The organism is Edaphobacter sp. 12200R-103 (genome assembly GCF_010093025.1).
GTDB lineage: Bacteria > Acidobacteriota > Terriglobia > Terriglobales > Acidobacteriaceae > Edaphobacter.
In genome coordinates, this window is the sequence record NZ_CP048114.1 from 3,158,113 (window position 1) to 3,180,833 (window position 22,721).

A 22,721-nucleotide genomic window follows, 5' to 3' on the forward strand; every position below is an offset into this window, starting at 1 on the left:
CGCCCTCCTCGCTTCACCCACACGGCTAAAGCCGTGCCCTTAACAAAACTGATTGATCGCTTCCTCATCCATGGTCGCTTCTGCGTTAATGCGTTAACTGGATGTACCCTTGCGCAGCCTGAGGCTGCCGCAACCTTATACACAAAGGCGGGAGACCGTTTCGACTCCCGCCAGCGTTCCTGAACTGGAGAACCCTTCAGGCAGCGGTGCCTTCCACCTGCTTCGGCGCCGATGGGGTCGAACCGACCTCGATCTTCACCTGCTTCGGCTTCGCCTCGGCCTTCTTGTTCAACGTGATGCTGAGGACTCCCGCATCGTAGTTCGCTTTGATCGAGTCCGTATCGACCGTCTGCGGAACCGTGAAGCTGCGCACGAAGCTTCCAAATCTGCGCTCGATGCGGTGGAAGTTCTCCTCTTTCTCCTCAGACTCAAACTTTCGTTCACCCTTCACCGTCAGGGTCTGGTTCTCGAGACGAACATCCAGATCTTCCTGCTTGATGCCTGGAACCTCAACTTTGACCACAACCTTCTGGGCGTCCTCATAGATATCGACCGCGGGAACAAAACCCCCGGCCGAGAGGGACTCACCCGGACCGTTCGCCGGAACGGCGAAGTCCTGAAAGATCGAGTTCAACCGGTTCTGCAAAAGAGCTACATCGCTCAAGGAACTGCGGAACGGGGAAAAACGCGTGATCGTCATGTGTGAATCCTCCAAGTGAAATCAGGTAGTAGTCGCCAGCCTTTACTGGCTACACATATTTTGACGCATACCTTATGTAAAAAGTTGCAGATAATATGACAAATCTACACTCATATAATGGAAAGGACACCTCCTCTATAGCGCTGCGGCTGCAAGTATTCTGTTTTCAGCGAGATTCCGTTCCCAACAGCTCTGTGCTAGCCTTGTGCCCATGCGGGAAGTGACGGTCTTCGTCGGCGGCTCCACCGGGACGGACCCCTACTCGCCCAAAACCTGGTCCGGAACGGCTCCCCGGTTCCTCAAAGCCATGGAGGCGGAAGGACTACTCGACAAGGCCATCGGAATCCGGGTTCCCAAACTCCCAAACAGCCTGCTGCTGGCAAAGAACTTCGCCCGTGACCGCGGCGTCTGGCGCAAGCATTTTTACTTTGACCCCGCCTACCGGCGTGCACTGACACGAGCCGCCGCCTCCGTCCCGGTCTCCAGCCCCGTGCTGATGCAGATCGGGCATATGTTCTCCCTGCCGGAGGCCTTTCCCGGTCATCCCTGCGTCTCCTACCACGACGGCAATCTTCCCGAGCTGCTTGCCTCAGGCTTCGGTATCGATGGAGTCTCACGCCGGCGCATCGACCAGGCTCTCAGCTATGAGAAGCAGGCCGCCAACCGGATGAATGCGATCTTTACCTTCAGTGAATATCTCCGGCAGTCCTTCATCCGGAACTACGGCGTCCCCGCCGAGAAGGTCTTTCATGTAGGAGGGGCCGTCAACCTCGACGTCATCCCCGACCCGGTTCCCGAAAAGAGCTACCGCTCCGCGCAAATCTTGTTTATTGGGACAGAATTCAAGCGCAAGGGCGGCCCTCAGCTCCTTGAGGCCTTTCGCACGGTCCGCCAGTCGATCCCCTCAGCCGAGTTGCACATCGTGGGCCCGACCCAGGTGACCGATCTTCCTCCCGGCGCCTTCCTGCACGGTCATCTCTCCAAGTCCGACCCGGAGCAGAGCACCAAGCTCGATTCGCTCTTCCGCGACGCCAGCCTCTTCGTCCTGCCGTCGCTCTATGAGCCTTACGGAATCGCACCCCTGGAGGCCATGCTCTACCAGCTTCCCGCCGTCGTCACCAACGCCTGGGCCCTGCGCGAGTTCGTCACCCCCGGGGTCACCGGAGCTCTCGTAGAAAAAGGCTCCGTCGAGGACCTGGCGACCAAACTTACCCAGCTGCTCGCCAATCCCGACCTTCTGGCCACGATGGGACGACAGGCCCGCGAGATGGTTCTCACCCAGTACACCTGGCCCGCCGTCGTCCGGCGCATGGCTCCGATTCTCCAAGCCCTGGCCGGGGAACGGTGAACGAGAAGGCGATGCCTTATCGCCCGTTCTGCTTTGCCTCAAAAATCAGGAAATAATCCTGACCATCGGCCTTGGTGAAGTCATAGGTGGCTGCGAGCCGAAAGCCTGCCTCGCCCATCTCGTTCTCGATGACTGCGTGGTCCACTCCGTGATCGGCCCCGTTGCCGTTGCGGTCGATGATGCCGACCTTGGCGCCCTGACGAAGCGCCGGACGGAGAGCTTTCATAAACGTGACCGGATGCGCGATCTCGTGGTAGACCTTCAGGAGCAGCACGGCATCGACGCTGCCGGGCGGAAGCGCCGGATCGTCCGGTCGCCCCAGAACGGTGCGTACATTCGTGAGGTTTTCCTTGATGGCTCGTTTGCCGATCGCCTCAATCGCCAGCGGATTGATGTCCTCGGCCAGTACGGCGCCGGTGGGACCTACTCGGCGCGAAGCCCGCACGGTAAACCAGCCCGACCCGGCGCCGATGTCGGCAACGTTCTTTCCGGCCTGGATTCCCAGCAGGTCCATGACGCGGTCGATCTGCAGGCGCTGGTCGCGGCCGGGAGACTCAAAGCGAGACAGATCGCCGGTATAAGGAGTGCTGGTCTGGCGCGGCGCGGCGGCCTGCGGGGTCGCGGCCTGGGGCCGGGCCGCCGGGACAAGAAGCCCCAACACAAGGATCATCCATAAAGCGGGACGAAGAGGCGATTTCATCACGCCACCAGTGTGCCACCGGATTCGGAAATGGTCTATGAGCGAAAAGTCCGGAAAAGTCAAGAGCGATGTTCCACGTGGAACATCGCTGGTTACTTATCCGATGTGGAAGACAGGGCTGTATTGATCTACTGGATCTGCACCAGCTCGCCGTGCGCGTGGCCGCCGGGGGTGACCGTTCCACTGTTCTGCGGAGCGCGCCAGAAGTCGATGAAGCTGACCTGGTGGACGCAGCTGATGGTGCAGCCGGGGGCGCAACCCTTCTCGGTCAGAAACTCACGCTTGATGTCGTCGACCGTGTAGTCGGCCAGCGGAGTGCCCGGGTAGCCGCGCTGCTGGCTGCAGTAGTGCACCAGGCCGTTCTCGCAGACGTACAGGTATCGGCTTCCGGCGCGGCAGCGCCAGTCGTTGGTCTTTCCGTTGGCGATGGCTTCCTGAAAGTGGTTGAAGCGCGAGTAGCTGCGGCGCGTCATGGAACGCACCTTGTCCCACACGACCCGCTCGGCATCGCCCAGGGGCTTCAACTGGCCGCTGCCGTCGTGGATGATCCCGATGGTCGAGCTGAAGCCGAGGCCGAGGGCGCGCTCCGACACCACGCGGGCGTCGTCCGGATTGGCAATGCCTCCGCCGACGACCGAGTTGATGTTGACGTGAAACTCGGCATGTTCGGCCAGCATCTGCAGCTTTTTGTCCAGCACCTTCAGGCTCTTCTTGGAGACGGCGTCCGGCATCACGTTGTCGATCGAGATCTGCATGTGATCGAGCCCGGCCTTGTTGAGCCGATGGATGCGATCCGGCATCAGCAGGTAGCCGTTGGTGATCATGCCGGCGATGGCGCCGTTCTTGCGGATGCGCGCGATAATCTCATCGAGATGAGGGTTGAGCAGGGGCTCGCCACCCGAGATCGTGATCACGCTCGTCCCCAGCCTGCCCAGGTCGTCGATGCGCCGCAACATCTCATCCAGCGGCACGGGATCAGAGAAGTCGTCGTACTCATTGCAGTAGGTGCAGGAGAGATTGCACCGCCGCAGAGGAACGATCTGCGCCATGTAAGGATGATCGGTCGAGGCCAGCGCAGAACCGATGGAGACGATCTCCCGCACCTTGCGGGTGATGGCCTTCCATCGCCGCCGTGCGCGACTCGGCGGCTGAAGAACGGGGGTGGAGGTGGAAGACATAGTCAGGGTTAAGTATATCGGACCGGGGTTTTTGGGGCGGTCTTTCGCGACATGGCGCGATATGGGAAGAGAACCGGATCGGTAGCAGTCGAAAGCCGCCAAAACCGAAGGGCTCAGGAATATATCGTTTCCCGGTCCCTCTCAACGATCGTTGGCTGAGTCGCAAGGCATCCCGAAGGTCCTCATGCCGGAAATCTTTCGGCGTTTCGGGCCCTGGCTTTGGCTGCCTCTTCTTCCCGGTTCTTTGGGGGTGCATTGGTTTCGAGTGAAAGGAGAAGCTGAGTCGAAATGCCGGCAATTGCGTCGATGGCAGCCTGGAAAGCCTCTTCGTTCGCCCTGGATGGTTTATTGAAACCTGTGATCTTTCTTACGAACTGGAGCGAAGCAGCTCGAACCTCGTCTGGGGTAACGGGTGGATCGAAGTTGAAAAGGGTTTTGATATTTCGGCACATCTTCGAAGGACCTCCAGGCTGGATCGGGGTGCCGCAGAGTTACTGCCTTCACTTTACTCAAATGAGGTCAGGAGCAGTGATCTCGTCGATGGGCAATGGCTGCAACTGCCAGAAACCGGCTCCTGACGGACGGTCCGGCTCAACATTTCGAGTATCCAAGATGCATCTCCCTCCGTTAAGTTCCGGGGCGAGTCCGTCACGAAAGAAATTTTATCGCCTCCCCCAGGTCATCGACGACGATTCCCACGTTATCCATTCGTTTGAGCGCCATGCGTCGAAATCTACACAATGTCGCCCGGATGCAGCAATGAATGCTTTGCAACGCAGGGACGAACAAACGACGTGCCGTTGCCGGCCGACCTCTGCCGCGCTTCCCTGCTCGATTTCGTTGGAGGACCTTCAAGCAACCGCTTCATTGCCGAATTTGCTCTTGCCATCCTCTGCATTCTCTTCCTAAGCTTTGGTTGAGGTCTGAAGTGTGGCTGAATACCAGAGTCCTGAAGATATACGGTTCGCAAAAGAACTGATAGCCTCCGCTCCTGCGGAAGCAGAGGCATTTTTCAAACTGAAGTCTGTGACGGAACGCAGTGACGGCGTTATACCGGCAAAGTACCGTGAGTTGATTGCGCTGGCCGTTGCGCTTACAACGCAGTGCTCCTACTGTCTCGATTCGCATACGCGCAATGCCGCCAGGGCCGGGGCATCGCGGGAAGAGATTGCCGAGACGGTATTCATGGCGGCAGCACTAAGAGCCGGCGGCGCCGTTGGGCACGGTCTGCTGGCGATGAAGTTATTCGATCAAGCAACGAATCGTATGAAGGAAGACCCGGATGCGCTTGAGCGCGCTCCCTGGGAGTAATTTGCCGCAATTTGCCGGAGAGTATCTGCAGAGACCGTCAGCGACGGTCAATACCAGGGTCACGGAGGGCTGCCATGAAAAGAAGTTCTTCGGTGTTTCTTCAAATCGTCATCGTGCTCATCGGCATGGGAGCTCTTGCTCTTTTGCTTTGGGAACCTCACCTGGAAGGCAGAAATGCGCACGCCACCCTTTTTCAGATCTACTTCAAGGATCCGTTCCTGGCGTATGCGTACATCGGATCCATTGCATTCTTCATCGCGCTTTACCAGGCTTTCAAGCTTCTAGGATACGCAGGAAGAGGCGAAGTTTTCACGCAACGCTCGGTGAAAGCGTTGCGAACGATCAAGCACTGCGCGATGACTCTGGTGGGTTTTCTCGCGGGAGCAGAGGCTTACTTCTTCCTGGTTCAACGCAGCAAGGAAGATATTGCCGGCGGCGTGATGATGGGGCTTCTTCTGATCTTCGTCTCTGTTATTGCAGGAACAATGGCGCTGGTGCTTGAAGAAACACTGCAAAGCGCTGTCGCTCTGAAATCCGAGAACGACCTGACGATATAGACAAAATCAGTATGAAGCAACCTGGAAAGGTCTTCATTGCAAGCCCGGATAATTTTGATGGATTGGTACCGACAAGCCTGCTTGTGGGGACTTATTTGTCTTGCGCAGAAGCCCTTGAACTCGAACTACAATCCCAACGTGGAAGCTTTCAAGTGGAGGATGCATGCTTGATCTGACCCCATTCCTTCTATTCGACGGCAATTGTGCCGAGGCGATGCAGTTCTACCAGTCGTGCTTCGGCGGCGAACTGATCTTGACACGGCTTGCGGATACCCCGATGAAGGCTCAGTTCCCTCTGGACCAACATCAAAAGATCACCCATGGCTCTCTGAAGAGCGGAAGAATCGAGATCGCTGCGACAGACTGGCTCCATCCAACCCGTCGTCCATTGCAGGGCAATACAACGGCAATCTATGTCACGGGTGCTGGATACGACGAACTATCACCTATCTTCGAGAAGCTTCGTAAAGGCGCCGAGCCCAAGCTCCTCGTTGAGCTGCGCGAAGTGCCATTCGGAATCTATGGACGGCTGACCGACCGATATGGAGTGGAGTGGTTCTTCCGTGGAGAGCAAGCAACTTCCTGATCCATTCAAGTCCTCATAAACGCTCGTATAGTCAGTTGAAGATTTCTTTCCGAGATGCCTGCTTGTCGTTACGGATCGGTTCTCTCCGGTAAGCGCCTTGGCGATCACTATCTTTGCTGCCTGCTCAACTAAGCGGAACTGCTGGTTTTCAGCACGAACGACTGGGGCAGAACGATCTCTATCCTCAACCCGTGGGGCGAGGCGTTTTCGGCATGAATTGTTCCTCCGTGAATCCGGATACTCGGTCAGCGATCGCTAAACCGAGTCCGGTGCCGCCCGATTGGCGATAACGGGCGCCTGTAATGCGATAGAACGGCTGGAATATATTTTTCAGTTCGGACTCGGGAACACCCGGGCCATAGTCGCGAACAATAAGGCGGACGCTCGCTCCGCTTGATGGGTCGCCGCACTCCATGCGAACTTCGATTGCGCTTCCGCTTTCCGTGTAGCGGATGGCATTGCGTACTACATTTTCGATGGCGCTATGGAGTAGTTCCGCACTGCCCCAAACCATGCACCGGCGCGACGAGATAAGCCTGATTCCACCATTCGGATCCTGTGATTCGAATTCGGCTTTACGGACGATCGTATGGATGTTGGGCATGGCATTGAAATTACGTGCTACCCTGCCATTGAGAGAGGCCGATGATTCGGCGTTGGGTGGAGGAGCCAAAGCGTCTGCCGGTACCCCTTCCAGATTTTAATCGGCCATAGAGGCGGCGGGTTGTCTCTTTTCCTTGTTGTTTATAACTGGCGAAAAAGGGCAGCGCATTCGTCGAGTACCGACGAGCCGGCTTCTCGTTACCTATCAGTTGCCGGATAGAGCCTACCGCGAAGCCAGAATGCTACGTGTACCAGTCCGATCAGGGCCGGAACTTCAATCAACGGTCCCACCACCCCGACGAAGGCCTCTCCCGAGTTCAGTCCGAACACCGCGACCGCAACGGCTATCGCCAGTTCGAAGTTGTTCCCGGCGGCTGTGAATGACAGCGTGGCGGATTGCGCGTAATTCGCTCCCAGCCGTCTCCCCATCAAAAAGCTCACCAGGAACATGAGTGCGAAGTAGACGATCAGCGGCACAGCGATCTTCACCACGTCAAAAGGCAGCCGCACGATCAAGTCACCTTTGAGGGAGAACATCACGAGGATGGTGAACAGCAGCGCCACGAGCGTGAACGGGCTTATGCGCGGCACGAAACGTACCCGATACCACTCCTCACCCATAGCCCGGATGAGTGAGAGCCGCGTGAGAAGACCCGCTACAAACGGCACGCCGAGATACAGGCCGACGCTCTGCGCTATCTGTCCTATCCCTACGTGTACGACGCTGCCGTGCAGCCCGAACCAAGCAGGCAGTACCGACAAAAACAACCACGCGTAGACGCCGTAAAAAAGCACCTGGAAGACGCTGTTGATTGCCACCAGACCGGCGACATAATCCGTATCACCGTCTGCGAGTTCGTTCCACACCAGCACCATCGCAATGCAGCGAGCAATGCCTATGAGGATGAGACCGCGCATGTACGCCGGTTCCTTGCGCAGAAAGATTACGGCGAGAGCGAACATGAGCAACGGGCCAATAAGCCAGTTCTGCACGAGAGAAAGCAACAGCACACGGCGATTACGGAAGACCTCGCCCAACTTCTCGTAACGTACCTTCGCCAGCGGCGGGAACATCATCACGATGAGTCCGATGGCGATAGGTACGTTCGTCGTACCGGTCTGAAAGCTGTTTACGAAAGAAGCGGCGCCGGGGACGAAATGCCCGAGGCTTACCCCTATCGCCATCGCGAGAAATATCCAGAGCGTAAGAAATCGATCCAGGAATGAAAGCCGCTTCCTCTGAGCCGGAGCACACGTCGCTGTGCTCACAGGCAAACCTCGCAGCATTCGACAGCAGCCGGTACAGGCGCACCGTCAAGAGCGTACTTCGCAGGGGAGCAGCATGCTTTATCAAGCTTTACCCGGTCTGCCTGCATGGCTTTGTCTTCCTTGAGCCAGTCCAACGTCTGACGGAGAATCTGCGTAGCTCCGATATGTGGCGGCATCACGATGCGATAGTGCATCCACTTCCCCTCACGCCGGGCTGACACGATGCCCGCGTTCCGCAGGTAGGCAAGATGCCGTGAAATTTTCGGCTGAGGCCCGCCAAGTATCTCCACGAAGTAGCAGACACACACCTCTTGGTCTCCCATCAGGTTGAGAAGCCGGAGCCGCGTATTGTCACCGAGCGCCTGGAAGAACGTCTGCATATCGAATGGAGCTTTTCTAGCCATACGCAATACATATATACGCTTTGACGAATGTGAGTGCAAGAGATATATTCACCTAAGCGTATGTGTTTCCAGGAAGGGGCGTCATGGCAAACGAGATTCTTGATTCGGTCCAATCGAAGTACGGCGCGGTCGCCGAGAGCAGCCTTTCCAGCAATGACGCAGGTGTGAAGGCGGTTGCAGAAGCCTTCGGCTATTCCGCGGAAGAGCTGACATCCATCCCGGCAGAAGCGAACATGGGCCTGTCATGCGGCAATCCGACTGCAACGGCGCACCTTCGCCCGGGTGAAGTTGTGGTCGATCTGGGTTCAGGCGGCGGCCTGGACGTATTTCTCGCCGCGAAGAAGGTGGGGCCGGAGGGGAAGGCCATCGGTATTGACATGACGCCTGCCATGATCGAACGGGCGCGTGCGAATGCAGAGGCCGGGGGATACACGAACGTAGAGTTTCACCAAGCGACTATCGATGCAATACCTCTACCGGATGCCTCGGTCGATTGCGTCATCTCGAATTGCGTACTGAATCTTGCCCCGGATAAGCCTGCAGTCTTTCGCGAAATCGCCCGCATCCTCAAGCCAGGCGGACGCGTCGCAGTGAGTGACATCGCACTCAAGGGTAAGCTGCCGGAGGCCATTGCTCGGAGCATGGCTGCATATGTCGGTTGCATCGGCGGCGCTATCCGCATTGACGATTACACTGCCGGTCTGCGTGCCGCCGGCTTTGAGCATGTGGAGATTGTGGACAGCGGCAAGGACCTGAACGCATACGCTCAAGTAGAAGGGCAATCGGGCTGCTGCTCTCCAGCGATGGAAGGCGAGTCATGCTGCCAGCCGCCTGCAGAAACATCCCTGCATGAAGACCTCTCCGAGCTACTGAAGAAGTACGACGTGAACGAGGCCGCCGCGAGCGTGAAGGTATACGCCATCAAACCGAAGGCCGCCGCGTCCTGCTGCGGTCCTACGTGCTGTTCCTAGGAAGACTCATGCTCACTGTTATCTTTGCTTGCGTTCACAATGCAGGGCGGTCGCAAATGGCCGCCGCTTTCTTCAATCAACTCGCAGACCCGGCAAAAGCTCGCGCCATCTCCGCCGGTACTGAACCGGGCGAGCGCATCCATCCCGAAGTGCTGGCGGTGATGCGAGAGGCAGGCATCGATCTAATTAACGCCAAGCCCCAGAAGCTCACGGAGGAAATGGCGAAGAATGCACGGCTGCTCATCACGATGGGATGCGGTGACAAGTGTCCCTATGTCCCCGGACTTCACCGCGACGACTGGCCTCTCCAGGATCCGAAGGGACGTCCGATCAGCGAAGTCCGCTCGATACGGGACGAAATACTGGATCGAGTATCTAATTTGCTGAAGAGTCAAGGAATCGCGGATCAGTAGCGATAAATGCCGTTCTCGTGAGTCGAAGCCCCCCTTCTCTATGCTTTCTCGAGCACGAGATGGGTGGCGTATTCCGAAGCTTTGCGCTCGGTGATGGAGAACCCCAGCGCATGAAGGTCCAGACCTTCGAACAGTGGTTCTCCCTGGCCGAGAAGCACGGGGGCCAACGCGATGTGGAGAGAGTCGATGAGGCCGGCTTTCAGATACTGCCGCACTGTGGCCACGCCGCCTCCAATCTTGACGTCTTTGCTGCCGGCAGCCTTCTTCGCAAGGCCCAGCGCCTCTTCGATGCCGCCCGTCACAAAGTGAAAGGTGGTTCCCCCTTCCATCACCAGAGGCTCACGCCTGTGATGTGTGAGAACGAAGGTGGGTGTGTGGTACGGCGGATTGTTACCCCACCACCCCTTCCATGAGTTGTCCAGCCATGGGCCGCGCACCGGACCGAACATGTTGCGGCCGAGGATGAAGGCGCCGAAGTTTTCCATCGCCCGTTGCGCGAAGATGTCGTCCACCTCTCCGGTGCTTCCCCCTTCCTGCCCGTGCATGGCGCAAAAGGTGTTCGTGTGAAAGAACCACTGAAAGATCTCCGGTCCTCGCTTTCCCAGCGGATTCTCGAGGCTCTGCTCGATCCCAGCGCCGAAACCGTCCAACGAAACGCCAAATCCTGCGACTCGAACCTTCGACATCCCAGCCCTCTCCTTCACCCTGGTTTTGTTGTGGTTTGCCGAGCTTCAGCGTGTGGCGGGCTTGCGCCGCCGCTGTTCGCTGGCTTTCATCATTTCACTCAGGTCGCCAGCTGGACGTATTTCGAAGATCGACCCATACTTGAGGGCCGGATGCTGCGACATGAGTTGATGCGCATGATTCATGTCGCGCGCCTCAAGCACAAGAATGCCGCCGAGTTGTTCCTTGGTTTCGGCGTAGGGGCCGTCGGTGGTCGCGACTTTGCCGTTCTTCCAGTACACGGTTAATGCAGTTTCAGCAGGCTGGAGAGCTTCTCCTGCAGCGAAGTGCCCGTTGGCGCGCAAATGGTCGTCGTACTCAAAACATTCGTCGATCATTGCGTTTCGCTCGTCCTCGGTCATGCCGGCGTGTTTCGCTGGATCGTAGTATCCCAGGCAGATGTATTTCATAGGTCCTCTCCTTCGCATTGGCTTTCCAGCAGCGCAACCCGCGCCCTGAACGTTCACCTTATAGTCGTCGGGAGCGAGGGGAAATCGACAGCGGGCCTTAATTTTTTTTAAATTCTGCAATTATTTTTGTTTCAATTCCTCGAGCCGCCCGGAGAGAAAACGGCGCTCCGGCTCCTGTCGGCCCCCGTCCTGAAGCAGGGCAAGCGCTTTCTGATACGAAGCACGGGCCTCCGGAAACCGCCCCAGCCTGCGACACAGATCTGCACGGGCAGAGTGTGCGAGGTGATAGTTGGCGAGTTCCTCGCGGGCAAGAAGGCCGTCGATGAGAGTAAGCCCCTGCTCCGGACCTTTGTCCATCGCGATGGCAACGGCACGGTTGAGTTCCACGACCGGAGATGGCTGAATCCGAATGAGCCGGTCGTAGAGCAGCGTGATCTGACGCCAGTCCGTAGATGCCGCCGAGGAGCTCTCGGCGTGAACTGCCGCGATGGCAGCCTGGAGGGTGTAAGCGCCGAAACGGCGCGATTGCAGAGCACGCTCGGTGAGCGCGATGCCTTCGGCGATCTGGTCTCGATTCCACAGGGAACGATCCTGCCGGTCCAGCAGAATCAGCTCCCCTTCGGCAGAGCTTCGAGCAGCGCGGCGCGATTCCTGCAACAGCATGAGCCCCAACAGACCCATGACCTCGGGCTCCGGGAGGAGGTCGAGGAGCAACCGACCCAGACGGATCGCCTCGCGGCTCAGTTCTGCTCCTGTTGCTTCCGCGGAATAGCCCGCATTGAAGACCAGGTAGACCACCTGAAGTGCCGCCCCCAATCTCGCCGATAGCTCCTGCGACATAGGAACCTGGTAAGGGATCGCCCGATCGCGGATGAGGGTTTTCGCACGAACGATGCGTTGCGCAAGCGTCGCCGGCGTAACGAGAAATGCGCGGGCAATCTCCTCTGTTGTCAGGCCACAGACTTCACGCAGCGTGAGCGCAACCTGACTTTCAGGCGGCAGTGCGGGATGGCAGCAGGTGAAGATGAGACGAAGACGATCGTCCTCCATCTCTTCTTGTTCTGACGTTTCGTGGAGGCGCGCTTCGAGCTGGTGTACCAGGTCTCCTTGCGCGGCGTCGGAGCGTGCCCGCCGGCGCATCGCATCGATCGCCTTGAATCGAGCAGTCGATATGAGCCAGGGACGCAGCTTCTCTGGAAGGCCGGTCTGCGGCCACGTCTCCAGGGCGGCGGCGAAAGCCTCGTGCATGGCCTCTTCGGCGAGATCGAGATCGTCGAGCAGGCGCACCAGAGTGGCCAGAATTCTCACCCGTTCCGACCGATAAAGAGTCTCTATGGTCCTGCTCAGGTCTTCGGGCCTGTTGACCGGCATGAACGTCAAGCTATCAAACGGACAGGCGCGATACAACTGCAGTCAGCCCGGGAATATCTTCGGACATTTCAGAAGCTGTATTCGCCCGAATATATTGCGTATTTACGCAATTTTCGTTTGGCAATCATGCATTGCGTCCAGAACCGGCTCAAGCTGGGCGAGGGTGTTGCGCGTCTCGAGCGCCTGCTGGGAGTTGCCGAAGAAGCCTTCGAGGTTGGCCCAGGGCTCGACCGCTGAGCGTTTTTTGGAGTCGGGGATGAGGGTCAGCGAATGAACCTTCTTGTCGCGAAGCACGACGACGCTGACGGACTTGCCGCGATTCTCGTGGATGGTCTTGGACCAGTCGCTGCCGCTGGCGATCTCCATGGAGTTGACCTTGACGACGACGTCGCCTGCCTTCATGCCCGCATCGGCGGCGGGGCTGTGGGGTTCGACGCTGCGGACGAGGAGGCCCGTGCTGGTCTGCGCTCCGAAGAACTCCGCCAGCTGCGGTCCCATCACCTCGAGCTTCGCGCCGGTATAGGATGAGCTGACCAGCATGGAGGAGGTGCCGAGGAGGGCGTGAGTATCTTTGAGAACACGCTCCTTGGAGGAGTTGAGAAACGAGTTTCCGGCGTGGGGAGCAGAGGCCGATCCCGAGTTCATGCTGGGCGGCTCGGGAACGGTGTAGCGGTTGTCCCAGGCCTCGCGCTCGACCTCGTCGCGGTTGGCAAGCTGCGTCTGGATGGTCTTCTGCTGGCCCTCGCGGCTGATGACAAAGGTGACGTGGCCGCCGGCGGGAGTCTCTCGCAGCAGGCGGCGAAGCTGGGTTTCGCCTTCGATGGCCTGGCCATTCATCTGCAGGATGACGTCGTGAAGCTGGATTCCGGCCTTGCAGGCGGGCGCATCATGATCGACGCCGACGACCTCGGCCCCGTGGGCCTCCGTCATCTTGAGCGTCGCCAGCCGATCTTTGCTGACGTCGCGGAGATCGACGCCGAGATAGCCGGGAGCGGGCTTGCCTGACAGGCCTCCTATCCGGAAGATAGCGGCGGGATGCGTCCATCTCGATTGCGCGGCAGACGGGAGCTCAGCCAGGAGGCAAACTCCTGTCGCGAGAACCAGAACGCCAAACGATCGTACATGCCTCATCTTCGGATTTCCTGCAGCCTTTTCTTCGTTGGAGTGGAAGTGCCGCGCCCCACAATCCATTACTGGATCGAGTCCGATCCCTGCAAGGTGTTGAAGCTTACCGTACGAATGTACGGATTCTCATCCTGCGTCGAGACCGTTCGCAGTACCTTGCGGACGCTGGAGTCGTGCTGGACGGGAGCGAGCAGGCCGACCGCGGCCATGCGTACATCTGCATCCGGATCGTGAGCCAGAGTCTCAAGGACGGCATCGCGCACCCTCTGGTCCTGGCCGATGTAGGTTTCCAGGCCCTCAAGCGCCTTCAGCCGCACGCCGGGGTCTTTGTCGTAACGGAGCGAGACCAGCAGAGCGCCGCGAACGCCCTTGCCGTCCTCGCGCGCCGGGCATTCGTGACCTGCCTTGCACTCGCTGGCAAGCAGCTGGACGGAGTTGGCGCGGACGCCCTCGGCTGAGGCCGTGGTGGCCTTCATCAGAAGGTCGCGAATCTCCTTGCTGTCGAGCGAGCCCTCCATCGTTTCGGGAACGATGCGGTTGTAGTGCACCTGCACGCGCTCGGTGTCCGGCGTGCGCTCGATACCGGTGACGTTGGCGACGGTGCTCTGCGCCGGATTACTGTAGGCGACCGGGCCGGGCTTCGGCTGGGGCATCCGGGCTACCTCATAACGGTTGAGGAAGTTGCCGCCGATGAAGCCGACTCCTACCAGAAGGGTGGCCAGGGCGGGAGCGCTGCGGACGTGTCCTGTCCAGATGAAGAAGTTCGTCCTAAGCCGCGTAAAAAAACCGTGGGGAGGGATCGCGTCGAGAGCATCATCCAGCCTCATGCGCGACTGCGCCAGCAGATTGGGATGTGGTTCCTCGACCGGAAGAACCGCCAGCTCGCCCTCCATTGCCTGAAGCAGGCCCACCTCTTCGCGGCACTCCTCGCAGGTCATCAGATGCTGCTCCAACGCACCCGCAAGCTCGTCCGGCAGTTCGCCGTAATAAGCCAGGACTACGTTGTCTCTCGCCATCTCACACTTCATCTCCGTATACCTCTACCAGCCTCAAAAAAATGCCGTACATCCATTGCGGGTCTTATTGCCCGTCTTTATCTATCTTTCGGCCTGCGCTACGTTCCCCGCAGCTCTGCCAGGTTCGCGCGCAGCTTCCTGGTTGCGCGGAAGAGGGTGTTCTTCGCCGTCTCCTCCGTCGTGTTCAACATCTCGCCAATCGTTCTCAACTTCAGACCCTGGTAATGCTTCAACTCAAAGACCATGCGTTCCCGCGGGGTGAGCTTTTCGAGCGCGGCGAGAATCCGCTCGCCCATGCGCTTGCGCTCCAGCTCGCGCGCCGGGTTGGACATCGACCGGTCGTCGGAGATGTTGGCCAGAAGATCCATCTCGTCTCCACTGGAGTCGAGCATGGTCGCGGGATCTTCCCGGCGGCTCTTGCGGCGGCGAAGCTGGTCGAGGCACAGGTTGGTCACGATGCGGTACAGCCAGGTGTAGAAGCTGCACTCGAACCGGAAGTTCCCCAGGTGGCGGTACGCCTTGATAAAGGCCTCCTGGTGAACGTCCTGCGCGTCCTGCTCGTTGCCCAGCATGTGCAGCGCGAGGCGAAGCACACTCTGGTCGTAGCGCCGCACGAGCGAATCGAACGCGGCACGGTTGCCCTTCTGAGCCTCGCGGATCAGCTCATCGTCCTCGATACGCTGCTGGGCACGTGCCTCCAGCTGCGCCGGGGTCAGTTTGCTGTTTCTCGCGCCGGGTTGAGTCGCTGCCTTTGCCATCCCTGGCAACGATTCTACCGCTGCCGCGCTCGATCCAAGCGCAAAAGGGCTCGATCTGCGGGCATTGCCCCCCAAAGAGAGCTTCGAAATCAGCTCCCCGCCGGGATTTATCTCAATCGCTTCAGCTTTCATCTGATTCTGACTCCGGAGTCAGGAACAACCATTTCCTATGGAGATAGACCGGGAATGTCACGGAAAGGTAAGCAAGCGGCCTCCTGGGATGCGGGGGAAGATCCTGCGTCCCCGCTCCGAAAATGTCATCTCGACCGGAGGCCGAAGTCCGGAGTGGAGAGACCCCGTATTTTGCTTGTGCAGATTGAGTGCCTTCTGTGGGGGAATCCATTCCGACCGGCATCCCGAAATGCGGGGGTTTCTCGGCTGCGCGCTGGCGCGCTTCGCTCGGAATGACACTTGTTTGGGAGGCGTGGACACTTTGGGGTTTCACGGGTTTTGGGCGCGCGGATACGGATGACGCCGTTTTGGAAATGTCCGGAGAGTGGATTCGGCGCTGTCGATTCAGCCTCGCCGCTGAAGTGTCATCTCGACCGGAGGCCTGAAGGGCCGGAGTGGAGAGACCCCCGTATTTTGCTTGTGCACTGAGTGCTTCTGTGAGGGAATCCATTCTGACCGACATCCCGAAATGCGGGGGTTCCTCGGCTTCGCGCTGGCGCGCTTCGCTCGGAATGACACATCAATAGCATGGCGGCGAAATCATGCCTCTGTGAGTGGGCGGCGTTCCTTATAAACTCAGGTCATGCCCTCTCGCTCGACTGCTCCCGGCCTCTTTTCCGATGCTCCCGATTCCCAGACCGGCTGGGTTACGGCCCACTGCGATGGGGGGGCGCGCGGCAATCCCGGCCCGGCAGGCTATGGCGCTGTTCTGACCGGCCCGTCAGGCGAGCCGCTGGCCGAGCTGAGCGAGTTTCTGGGGATCAGGACGAACAACTATGCCGAGTATTCCGGCCTGCTGGGCGTACTGGAGTATGCGTTGGAGCACGGTCACCGACGGCTGCGGGTCGTCTCCGACTCCGAGCTGATGGTCAAGCAGATCCAGGGAAAGTACAGGGTGAATTCGCCCGACCTGAAGCCGTTGTGGCAGGAGGCGAAGAACCGCATTGCGCGGCTGGAGCGGTTTGAGATCTCGCACGCTCTGCGCCACAAGAACAAGGACGCCGACCGGCTGGCCAACCAGGCGATGGACCGCGGGATGAAGCGTCCACACGCCGCCGGACAGCCTGCGCCGGAGCCCCTGAAAGCTACACCTTATCCGACGAGGTCGTCGGCTCCGCCCGACCCCGATGCCCGACCGAAGAGTGCGCCCGGAGCCATGCTGCGTGGCTTTACCCGCGATGGCGTGGTGCATGTGCTGGGGGGACAGGCGCTGCCGGACGGCATCTTTGTGAAGATCATCCCCGAGTAAGCTGCGAGCAGAGCTGCTCGACAGCGTTCATCTGGCGCAGCATCGTCTCGAGCTTTGCCGGGCCGATTTCGTTCTCAAGCTGCGACTGCATGCGGTCGAGGATCCCCACGACGCGGGCGGCGCGGCGCCGGCCTGCGGCTTCCAGCTCAAGCTGAAATCCCCGGGCGTCTTCAGGGTCGATGCGGCGGCGGATCAGTCGCTTGGCTTCAAGCGAGGAGAGCGTGTGGCTGATGTTGCCCCGCGTGGTCTCGAAGGCGCGAGCCAGCTCGGAAGGGCGCACGGTCTTCTTTTCGAGGAAGATGGCGGCCAGCATGAGGGACTCGGAGAAGGTGAGGTCTTCCTGGCGAAGCGCGGCGTTGAGTGAGGACTCGATGCGACGGGCGACGCGGCTGGTCTGGAAGACGGGGCTTTGCTGGAGGAAGAAGTCGATGCGCATGGCTGCTTTCCGCTCTTTGGCCGGGGCTCTATCTTCGTGATGGTGCTTTCTGGCGGTGAATTAGCCTGATTGCCTTTGCTTGAGATTCTGCAGACCCACCTTAGCCGCCTTCGGCGGGGAAGATGGGGCACCTTGTTCTGCGACGGTGTCTCCGGACCACTCCATTCAGGGTAAAGGTCTGAATTGATTGATTCATTCAACTGTTTAAGTATAGACAAAACTAGCTCCTCAAAGTGTAACTGATGGGAGATGATCGTCCCTGTGCTTAGCTTCCTGTTTCTTCTTTTGATCGCGATCATCTCTGTTCCTGCGTGGGCGCAGGAACAGCCGTCCGGGCGTCCGGATGAGGTTAACGAGAGCGTAACCGTCACGACAGCGATTCCTCCGATTCCGTTGTCGGAGTCGAACCGGTCGGTGATGGTGCTGGATACGCGGGAGCAACCTTTGCTCTTCAACAACGTGACCGACTACCTGCGGCAGGACACGACGGTCAACCTGCAGTCGCGCGCGCCTTCGGGAGTGCAGGCCGATCTTTCGATTCGCGGGACGACGTTTGAGCAGTCGCTGGTGCTGCTCAACGGGCTTCGCATCAACGATCCCGAGACCGCGCACCTGAACCTCGACATTCCCGTGCCGCTCGATGCGCTCTCTCGGGTGGAGGTGTTGCATGGTTCGGGCTCAACCTTCTATGGCTCCGATGCGATTGGCGGTGCAGTCAACCTGATCACCGAGCGTCCGCCGGCGGAACCGAGGCTTTCGCTGATTGCGAAGTCGGGCGCGGGAAATTATGGGTCGCTTGAGAATCATCTGCGTGCGGACCTGAGCACGCGACTGTTCAGCGAACAGATTACCGGCAGCCGCGATACTTCCAACGGTTTTATGCCCGACCGCAACTATTCGAGCAATGCGCTCTCGTCGGAGACGTGGCTGAGCGTACTGAAACCGGGAACGACCGACATTCTGCTGGCGGGCAGCGACCGGCCGTATGGCGCGAATCAGTTTTACGGCAACTACGACTCGTGGGAGCGCACGAAGGGATGGTTTGCGGCGCTGCAGCAGCAGGTGGGGCAGCGGACTTCGGCGAGCTTCGCGTATCGGCGGCACACGGATCTCTTCGTGCTGCTGCTGGACCGGCCCAACTACTATCGCAACAACCACATCACGTCTGCGTGGCAAGCTGCTCTGCGAAGGGCTGACCCGATCGGATCAAACACGACGCTCTCCTATGGGCTCGAGGCCAATGGAGATTCTATCCACAGCAGCAACCTCGGCATCCATGCGCGCAACCAGGGCGCGGGATATGCGAATCTTTCGCTGCGGGCTCTTGGCCGGTTTTCGCTTTCGCTGGGGGCACGCGAACAGGTCTTCTCGGGCGGCGACTCCGTTTTTTCTCCGAACGTTGCGGCCGCCTATACGCTGACCAGCACGGTGAGGCTGCGGGCTTCCGTGGGACATGGCTATCGTCTGCCGACCTATCTCGATCTGTACTATGCGGACCCGGCGACGATCGGGAATCCGAATTTGAAGCCTGAATCGTCATGGAGCTACGAGGGCGGAGTGGACTGGACTCCGGCAAGTGGGTTGCTGACTGTAAGCGCCACCGGCTTCAGCCTTCGTCAGAAGAACGGCATCGACTACTCGAAGGATGCCCTGTCGGATCCGTGGCAGGCGGTCAACGTCGCCAACTTTGCCTACAGCGGCGCCGAGGCGAACGTGCGATTCCGGCTGCCGCGCGCGCAGCAGTTGCAGATGGGCTATACCGCCGTGCAGGCGGGATCGCCGCCGAAGGGCTTGATCTCGGAGTACGCCTTCAACTACGCTGCGCAGTCGGCTCTGATCGCATGGAGCGGTCAGCTTCCGGCGCAGATCGTCGCGCGATCGCAGCTTGCCGTGATCCAGAAGACGATGCAGTCGCCATATCCGCTATGGGATATCTCGATGGCGCGAGACACAGGACGGCTGCGCCCCTACGTTCGCGTGCTGAACCTCACCGATACGGCATACCAGGAGATTCCCGGGGTTCCCGTGCAGGGCCGCACCATCATGGCGGGGATGCAGTTGAACTGGCGGAGGAATCGATAGAGTGCCTGGCTTCTGCTACAGAAGATCAAAGAGAGGACCGAGATTGCGAGCACCATGGAGAACATGAATGATGCGTATGCGCCGTGCACTTTTCTCGTACACATAAAACAGAAGATGGTGCGGAAATCCGGGAATGGAAAGACGGCGCAGCTCCTGAAGTTCAGGTAATCGAAATTGACACTTTGCGCCGCGTTCCGGCATTAGACGCAGAGACAGCATCACCTCGGTTACAGCTTGTTCCCACCGTTGGCCCAGCCCAGTACCCGGAGACCGTAGGCGATAGTACTCAACCTGATCGACAATCGCCTGTGCCGCCTGATCCAGGATTTCAAAGGATTCAACTTTCGCACGTACCATGCAGGTTGATACTAGCTCCAGGCGGCGATCCGGATTATCTCTTCTTCTTTGTGGAGCGAGCTTTGAGTTTTTCGCGAAGGATTTCGCTAAGTGGACGCCCTTCCAATTCGTACGGCTGAATCGAGATGGATTCACCGGCGAGGGATTGGAGCAATTTCTGTTCGAGAGCATCCATTCTGCAACGCCGGTCCTGGCGAATCAGCTCCCGCATGTACTCACTTGGGGTTCCATATTCGCCAGTCTCCACCTGGGCCTCGACGTAGGCCTTCAACTGTTCGGGAAGCGAGATATTGAGTGAGGTCATCGCCATAACTTCATTTTATGACATTTGTTGACAACAAATATTTAAAGCTTCTTTCTGTTGACCACAAAATAAGGACCGTTTTCGCCGGCATCAGTGCGGGATCCGCGGTGCCTGAGGCCGAGGGGTCTTTCCAGTAGCAGCGGCAGCCTGGAGGCGGGTTCCTGCAGGTACGGCCGCCGTGACCGGGGTGTTGAAGAGGTCCATCTCGGCCTGGCGCCGAAGGGTGAGTCCTTTCAGGACTTTGCCTCCGGCCTTGTTCCAGCGCAGGAACTGCGGTGCGGCAGCGGCGAAGTCCGATGTATTGATCAGTCGCAGCAAGGTTGACTGGACGAGGCTGGCACAACCGAGATTGAAGGTGAAATCGACCAGGGCATCGAACTGGTTCTGGTTGATGGTCGAAGTGACGGATTTGTTGACACAGGCGACCGCCCAGGCGACGTCTGCGGCCAGCAGGATCCTGGCCTGATTCTCGGTGATGGTAAGGCCTGCATGAACATCGGGACTGGTGTGTCCGTACCCGATGGTCCAGACACCGACGCTATCCTGATACGCCTGAAGCCGAAGCCCCTCGAACCGCTCCGTCAATGCAAGGCCATTTGCGCTGTATTTGAAATTCGCCATACCCCATGCCTCCCCAGGCAAGAAAAATGGGAAAGAGCCATCGAGGACCCTTTCCCATTGCGTTTCACAATCTACCGCTATTTTTTAAGGATAACAATCGGAATCTGATTGATCGGCAGATTTGTGTGGCGGTTTCCTGGTTTGAAGTGAGTCAGTTGCGGGAAGAGCGGGGTTGACAGGAAATCCATGCCGCTTCTGCTGCTAAGCCTCATTCCCTCAGCGGCTAAAGCCGCATTGCAAGCAGATCACTTGCGGCACGGCTGAAGCCGTGCCCTTAACAAAACGGAATTGCATCAGAACGAAATCGGAGTTCATCAGAAACAAGGCTGGAATTCATCAAACAGAACAAAAACAGGATTCATCGACAAAACGGATTCATCGACAAAAACGGAATTTATCAGAAACAAAACTGGAATTCATCAGAGGTTCCGTGGCTGAAAAAGAGGAACGGCAGCGGGTGTTGATCCCGCTGCCGTTCGTTTTGTTGCGAATCTTCGGTTAGTCTCTGCGGCGTCCGCCCATCAACTGCAGGACGGCGAGGAAGATGTTGATGCCGTCGAGATAGATGGAGAGCGCCAGCACGACCGCCGAGGCTCCCGCGCCGCCTGCGCGGATGCGGGCGAAGTCACCCACCGTGAGCAGCGTAAAGATGCCCAGTGTCAGCCAGGAGTAGGTGTTCGGCGACATGAAGTGGAAGAACATGCTGGCGATGCCCGCGATGATGAGCAGCAGCAGCGCGGCCATGCCGATGCCGGCGATGCGGCGGTAGTTGATGTTGAACAGATAGGCGATGCAGCCCATCACGGCCATTCCGGCACCGGTGGTAGCCGCGGCGTTGAAGACCAGGCTGCTGCCGAAGGCATGGATATAGCGCTGGATGAGCGGGCCAATCTCCCAGCCCATAAAGTAGGCCAGCACGAGGAAGAGTCCGAGGGCGACGGTGGGGTTGGCTTTCTTCGCAAAACTGATGGCGAAGACGAGTCCCAGGACGGCGATGAAGCCGATGAAGGTCCCCCAGGGCGGCGCGGTGACTACACCGAAGGCAGTGACGAAGAAGCCGAGCGCGGTGATCCCCAGCACCTTGGCCAGCAGCGAGGTGGTCTCCTCGCGCGGGGCGTCGATGATGGTGGGGTAGCTTCCGTACTCGCTCATGCGATAGTCGTTCATTGGCATAGGTTTACTCCAACACTTATTGGACGCTTTTGCGGCCGATTTGTCATGCGTGGCCCAGGTAAAGCATTGAGATCAGAAGGGTGAAAGCTACGATCGGAAGCAGCTTTACTTCTCGGGCGGAAGCTCGCGGATTTTGATGTTGCGGAACGAGACCGGGAAGCCGTGATCCTGCAGGAGGATGTAGCCGTCATGGGCCTCGCCGAAGTTGGGCCAGATGTGATACTTGCTGGCAGCCACCAGCTTGCGGAAGTGCGGGGTGAAGCGGTCATACTCGACCACTTTGACGCCATTGAGCCAGTGCTCGCCGTGGGCTCCGTGGACGACGATGCGCGCCGTATTCCATTCGCCGATGGGCCGGGTGGGTTTGGTGGAAGCGGCGGGAATGAGGTCGTAGAGCGAGGCCAGGGTGCGGTCGCCGTTGACGCCCTTCTTTGCGTCCGGATGCACAGCGTCATCGAGGATCTGGTACTCGAATCCGATGGCCGAGCCGGGTCCCTTGTTCAGGTTGGGATCGACGAAGTACTTGATGCCGCTGTTGGCTCCGGGGGTAAGGCGGAAATCAACCTTCAGCTCGAAGTTGGCGTACTTGCGCGTGGTGATGATGTCGCCGGCGTTGCCGCCCTCTTCGCCGCCGATCCTCGTAAAGGGTCGCGGCCTTACTTGCAGATCGTAGAAATCCTGCGGTTCCGGTGCCGGCACCTCAGGCGATCAGCGTACATCTATGCTTCCAACCACCATTACGATCCATAGGGCATATCACGGTGATTTGCGGTGATTTTTTGCAGACTCCACGAATGTGTCATCCTGAGCGAAGCTTCTCGCAGCCTTATCGCGAGAAGCGGAGTCGAAGGATCTGCGGCTTGTTTGCCTCAGCCACCATCCCTA

General features: G+C 58.8%; 27 protein-coding genes. 8 read left to right on the plus strand and 19 right to left on the minus strand.

Going from position 1 to position 22,721, the window contains the following annotated elements; all coding sequences use genetic code 11:
- Positions 1-196: 196 nt before the first annotated feature.
- Entirely contained in the window at positions 197-700 is a 504-nt protein-coding gene (locus GWR55_RS13120; RefSeq protein WP_162402661.1) for an Hsp20/alpha crystallin family protein, read from the minus strand.
- A 211-nt stretch (positions 701-911) separates the two neighbouring features.
- On the opposite strand from GWR55_RS13120, the gene GWR55_RS13125 reads away from it, so the two are divergent.
- A complete protein-coding gene (locus GWR55_RS13125) occupies positions 912-2,048 on the plus strand; it encodes a glycosyltransferase family 4 protein (RefSeq protein WP_162402662.1) in 1,137 nt (378 codons plus the stop codon).
- Positions 2,049-2,064: 16 nt separating this feature from the next.
- Here GWR55_RS13125 and GWR55_RS13130 read toward each other — a convergent pair whose 3' ends face one another.
- From GWR55_RS13130 to GWR55_RS13140, 3 genes are all read right to left on the minus strand, one after another.
- Entirely contained in the window at positions 2,065-2,748 is a 684-nt protein-coding gene (locus GWR55_RS13130) for a class I SAM-dependent methyltransferase (RefSeq protein WP_162402663.1), read from the minus strand.
- Positions 2,749-2,876: 128 nt separating this feature from the next.
- Positions 2,877-3,926: a radical SAM protein gene (locus GWR55_RS13135; RefSeq protein WP_162402664.1), complete on the minus strand. Its 1,050-nt coding sequence runs from the start codon at positions 3,924-3,926 to the stop codon at positions 2,877-2,879.
- Positions 3,927-4,108: 182 nt separating this feature from the next.
- Positions 4,109-4,378, minus strand: a complete 270-nt coding sequence (locus GWR55_RS13140; RefSeq protein ID WP_162402665.1) for a DUF2277 domain-containing protein — start codon at positions 4,376-4,378, stop codon at positions 4,109-4,111.
- A 574-nt stretch (positions 4,379-4,952) separates the two neighbouring features.
- Between GWR55_RS13140 and GWR55_RS13150 the strand changes: the two genes are divergently transcribed.
- The 3 genes from GWR55_RS13150 (at position 4,953) to GWR55_RS13160 (ending at position 6,380) form a co-directional block, all read left to right on the plus strand.
- Complete coding sequence (locus tag GWR55_RS13150; RefSeq protein ID WP_238398394.1) at positions 4,953-5,237, plus strand: carboxymuconolactone decarboxylase family protein; 285 nt, start codon at positions 4,953-4,955, stop codon at positions 5,235-5,237.
- 113 nt (positions 5,238-5,350) lie between these two features.
- Positions 5,351-5,794 (plus strand): DUF2975 domain-containing protein, encoded by a 444-nt coding sequence (locus tag GWR55_RS13155; RefSeq protein ID WP_202925510.1) that lies wholly within the window; start codon positions 5,351-5,353, stop codon positions 5,792-5,794.
- Between the two features lie 163 nt (positions 5,795-5,957).
- Entirely contained in the window at positions 5,958-6,380 is a 423-nt protein-coding gene (locus tag GWR55_RS13160) for a VOC family protein (RefSeq protein ID WP_162402668.1), read from the plus strand.
- A 184-nt stretch (positions 6,381-6,564) separates the two neighbouring features.
- On the opposite strand, the gene GWR55_RS13165 is transcribed toward GWR55_RS13160, so the two are convergent.
- The 3 genes from GWR55_RS13165 to GWR55_RS13175 all read right to left on the minus strand — a co-directional run bounded on the left by GWR55_RS13165 (position 6,565) and on the right by GWR55_RS13175 (position 8,656).
- Positions 6,565-6,984, minus strand: a complete 420-nt coding sequence (locus tag GWR55_RS13165; RefSeq protein WP_162402669.1) for a cell wall metabolism sensor histidine kinase WalK — start codon at positions 6,982-6,984, stop codon at positions 6,565-6,567.
- A 197-nt stretch (positions 6,985-7,181) separates the two neighbouring features.
- A complete protein-coding gene (gene arsB, locus GWR55_RS13170; RefSeq protein WP_162402670.1) occupies positions 7,182-8,270 on the minus strand; it encodes an ACR3 family arsenite efflux transporter in 1,089 nt (362 codons plus the stop codon).
- Complete coding sequence (locus tag GWR55_RS13175; protein ID WP_162402671.1) at positions 8,249-8,656, minus strand: metalloregulator ArsR/SmtB family transcription factor; 408 nt, start codon at positions 8,654-8,656, stop codon at positions 8,249-8,251. The genes arsB and GWR55_RS13175 overlap by 22 nt, the downstream gene beginning before the upstream one ends.
- 83 nt (positions 8,657-8,739) lie before the next feature.
- Here GWR55_RS13175 and arsM point away from each other — a divergent pair, with 83 nt between their 5' ends.
- Both arsM and GWR55_RS13185 read left to right on the plus strand, forming a co-directional pair.
- Positions 8,740-9,627, plus strand: a complete 888-nt coding sequence (gene arsM, locus GWR55_RS13180; RefSeq protein WP_162402672.1) for an arsenite methyltransferase — start codon at positions 8,740-8,742, stop codon at positions 9,625-9,627.
- Between the two features lie 8 nt (positions 9,628-9,635).
- Positions 9,636-10,040, plus strand: coding sequence for an arsenate reductase ArsC (locus GWR55_RS13185; RefSeq protein WP_162402673.1), 405 nt, complete (start codon positions 9,636-9,638; stop codon positions 10,038-10,040).
- A 38-nt stretch (positions 10,041-10,078) separates the two neighbouring features.
- Here GWR55_RS13185 and GWR55_RS13190 read toward each other — a convergent pair whose 3' ends face one another.
- The 6 genes from GWR55_RS13190 to GWR55_RS13215 form a co-directional block, all read right to left on the minus strand.
- Entirely contained in the window at positions 10,079-10,726 is a 648-nt protein-coding gene (locus GWR55_RS13190; RefSeq protein ID WP_162402674.1) for a dihydrofolate reductase family protein, read from the minus strand.
- 45 nt (positions 10,727-10,771) lie between these two features.
- Positions 10,772-11,173, minus strand: coding sequence for a YciI family protein (locus tag GWR55_RS13195; RefSeq protein WP_162402675.1), 402 nt, complete (start codon positions 11,171-11,173; stop codon positions 10,772-10,774).
- A gap of 120 nt (positions 11,174-11,293) precedes the next feature.
- Positions 11,294-12,544: an RNA polymerase sigma factor gene (locus tag GWR55_RS13200; RefSeq protein WP_162402676.1), complete on the minus strand. Its 1,251-nt coding sequence runs from the start codon at positions 12,542-12,544 to the stop codon at positions 11,294-11,296.
- A gap of 102 nt (positions 12,545-12,646) precedes the next feature.
- Positions 12,647-13,675, minus strand: coding sequence for a PDZ domain-containing protein (locus tag GWR55_RS13205; RefSeq protein WP_162402677.1), 1,029 nt, complete (start codon positions 13,673-13,675; stop codon positions 12,647-12,649).
- Positions 13,676-13,734: 59 nt separating this feature from the next.
- Positions 13,735-14,685, minus strand: a complete 951-nt coding sequence (locus GWR55_RS13210; protein ID WP_238398395.1) for a HEAT repeat domain-containing protein — start codon at positions 14,683-14,685, stop codon at positions 13,735-13,737.
- A gap of 98 nt (positions 14,686-14,783) precedes the next feature.
- Positions 14,784-15,443: an RNA polymerase sigma factor gene (locus GWR55_RS13215; protein WP_370521144.1), complete on the minus strand. Its 660-nt coding sequence runs from the start codon at positions 15,441-15,443 to the stop codon at positions 14,784-14,786.
- Between the two features lie 754 nt (positions 15,444-16,197).
- Here GWR55_RS13215 and GWR55_RS13220 point away from each other — a divergent pair.
- Entirely contained in the window at positions 16,198-16,863 is a 666-nt protein-coding gene (locus GWR55_RS13220; RefSeq protein ID WP_162402680.1) for a ribonuclease HI family protein, read from the plus strand.
- Here the strand turns inward: GWR55_RS13220 and GWR55_RS13225 are convergent.
- The gene (locus GWR55_RS13225; RefSeq protein WP_162402681.1) at positions 16,850-17,299 is read right to left on the minus strand and encodes a MarR family winged helix-turn-helix transcriptional regulator; all 450 of its coding nucleotides are present in this window, start codon (positions 17,297-17,299) and stop codon (positions 16,850-16,852) included. The two genes, GWR55_RS13220 and GWR55_RS13225, sit on opposite strands and share 14 nt — an antisense overlap.
- A 261-nt stretch (positions 17,300-17,560) precedes the next feature.
- Between GWR55_RS13225 and GWR55_RS13230 the strand changes: the two genes are divergently transcribed.
- Positions 17,561-19,381: a TonB-dependent siderophore receptor gene (locus GWR55_RS13230; RefSeq protein WP_238398396.1), complete on the plus strand. Its 1,821-nt coding sequence runs from the start codon at positions 17,561-17,563 to the stop codon at positions 19,379-19,381.
- 15 nt (positions 19,382-19,396) lie between these two features.
- Here the strand turns inward: GWR55_RS13230 and GWR55_RS13235 are convergent, their stop codons facing one another.
- From GWR55_RS13235 to GWR55_RS13255, 5 genes are all read right to left on the minus strand, one after another.
- Positions 19,397-19,738, minus strand: coding sequence for a type II toxin-antitoxin system RelE/ParE family toxin (locus tag GWR55_RS13235; protein WP_162402683.1), 342 nt, complete (start codon positions 19,736-19,738; stop codon positions 19,397-19,399).
- A gap of 34 nt (positions 19,739-19,772) precedes the next feature.
- The gene (locus GWR55_RS13240) at positions 19,773-20,048 is read right to left on the minus strand and encodes a type II toxin-antitoxin system ParD family antitoxin (protein ID WP_202925511.1); all 276 of its coding nucleotides are present in this window, start codon (positions 20,046-20,048) and stop codon (positions 19,773-19,775) included.
- Between the two features lie 84 nt (positions 20,049-20,132).
- Positions 20,133-20,663 (minus strand): lysozyme, encoded by a 531-nt coding sequence (locus GWR55_RS13245; RefSeq protein ID WP_162402684.1) that lies wholly within the window; start codon positions 20,661-20,663, stop codon positions 20,133-20,135.
- Positions 20,664-21,161: 498 nt separating this feature from the next.
- Complete coding sequence (locus tag GWR55_RS13250; RefSeq protein WP_238398397.1) at positions 21,162-21,836, minus strand: Bax inhibitor-1 family protein; 675 nt, start codon at positions 21,834-21,836, stop codon at positions 21,162-21,164.
- A 105-nt stretch (positions 21,837-21,941) separates the two neighbouring features.
- A complete protein-coding gene (locus GWR55_RS13255) occupies positions 21,942-22,535 on the minus strand; it encodes a DUF1080 domain-containing protein (protein WP_238398398.1) in 594 nt (197 codons plus the stop codon).
- Positions 22,536-22,721: the final 186 nt, after the last annotated feature.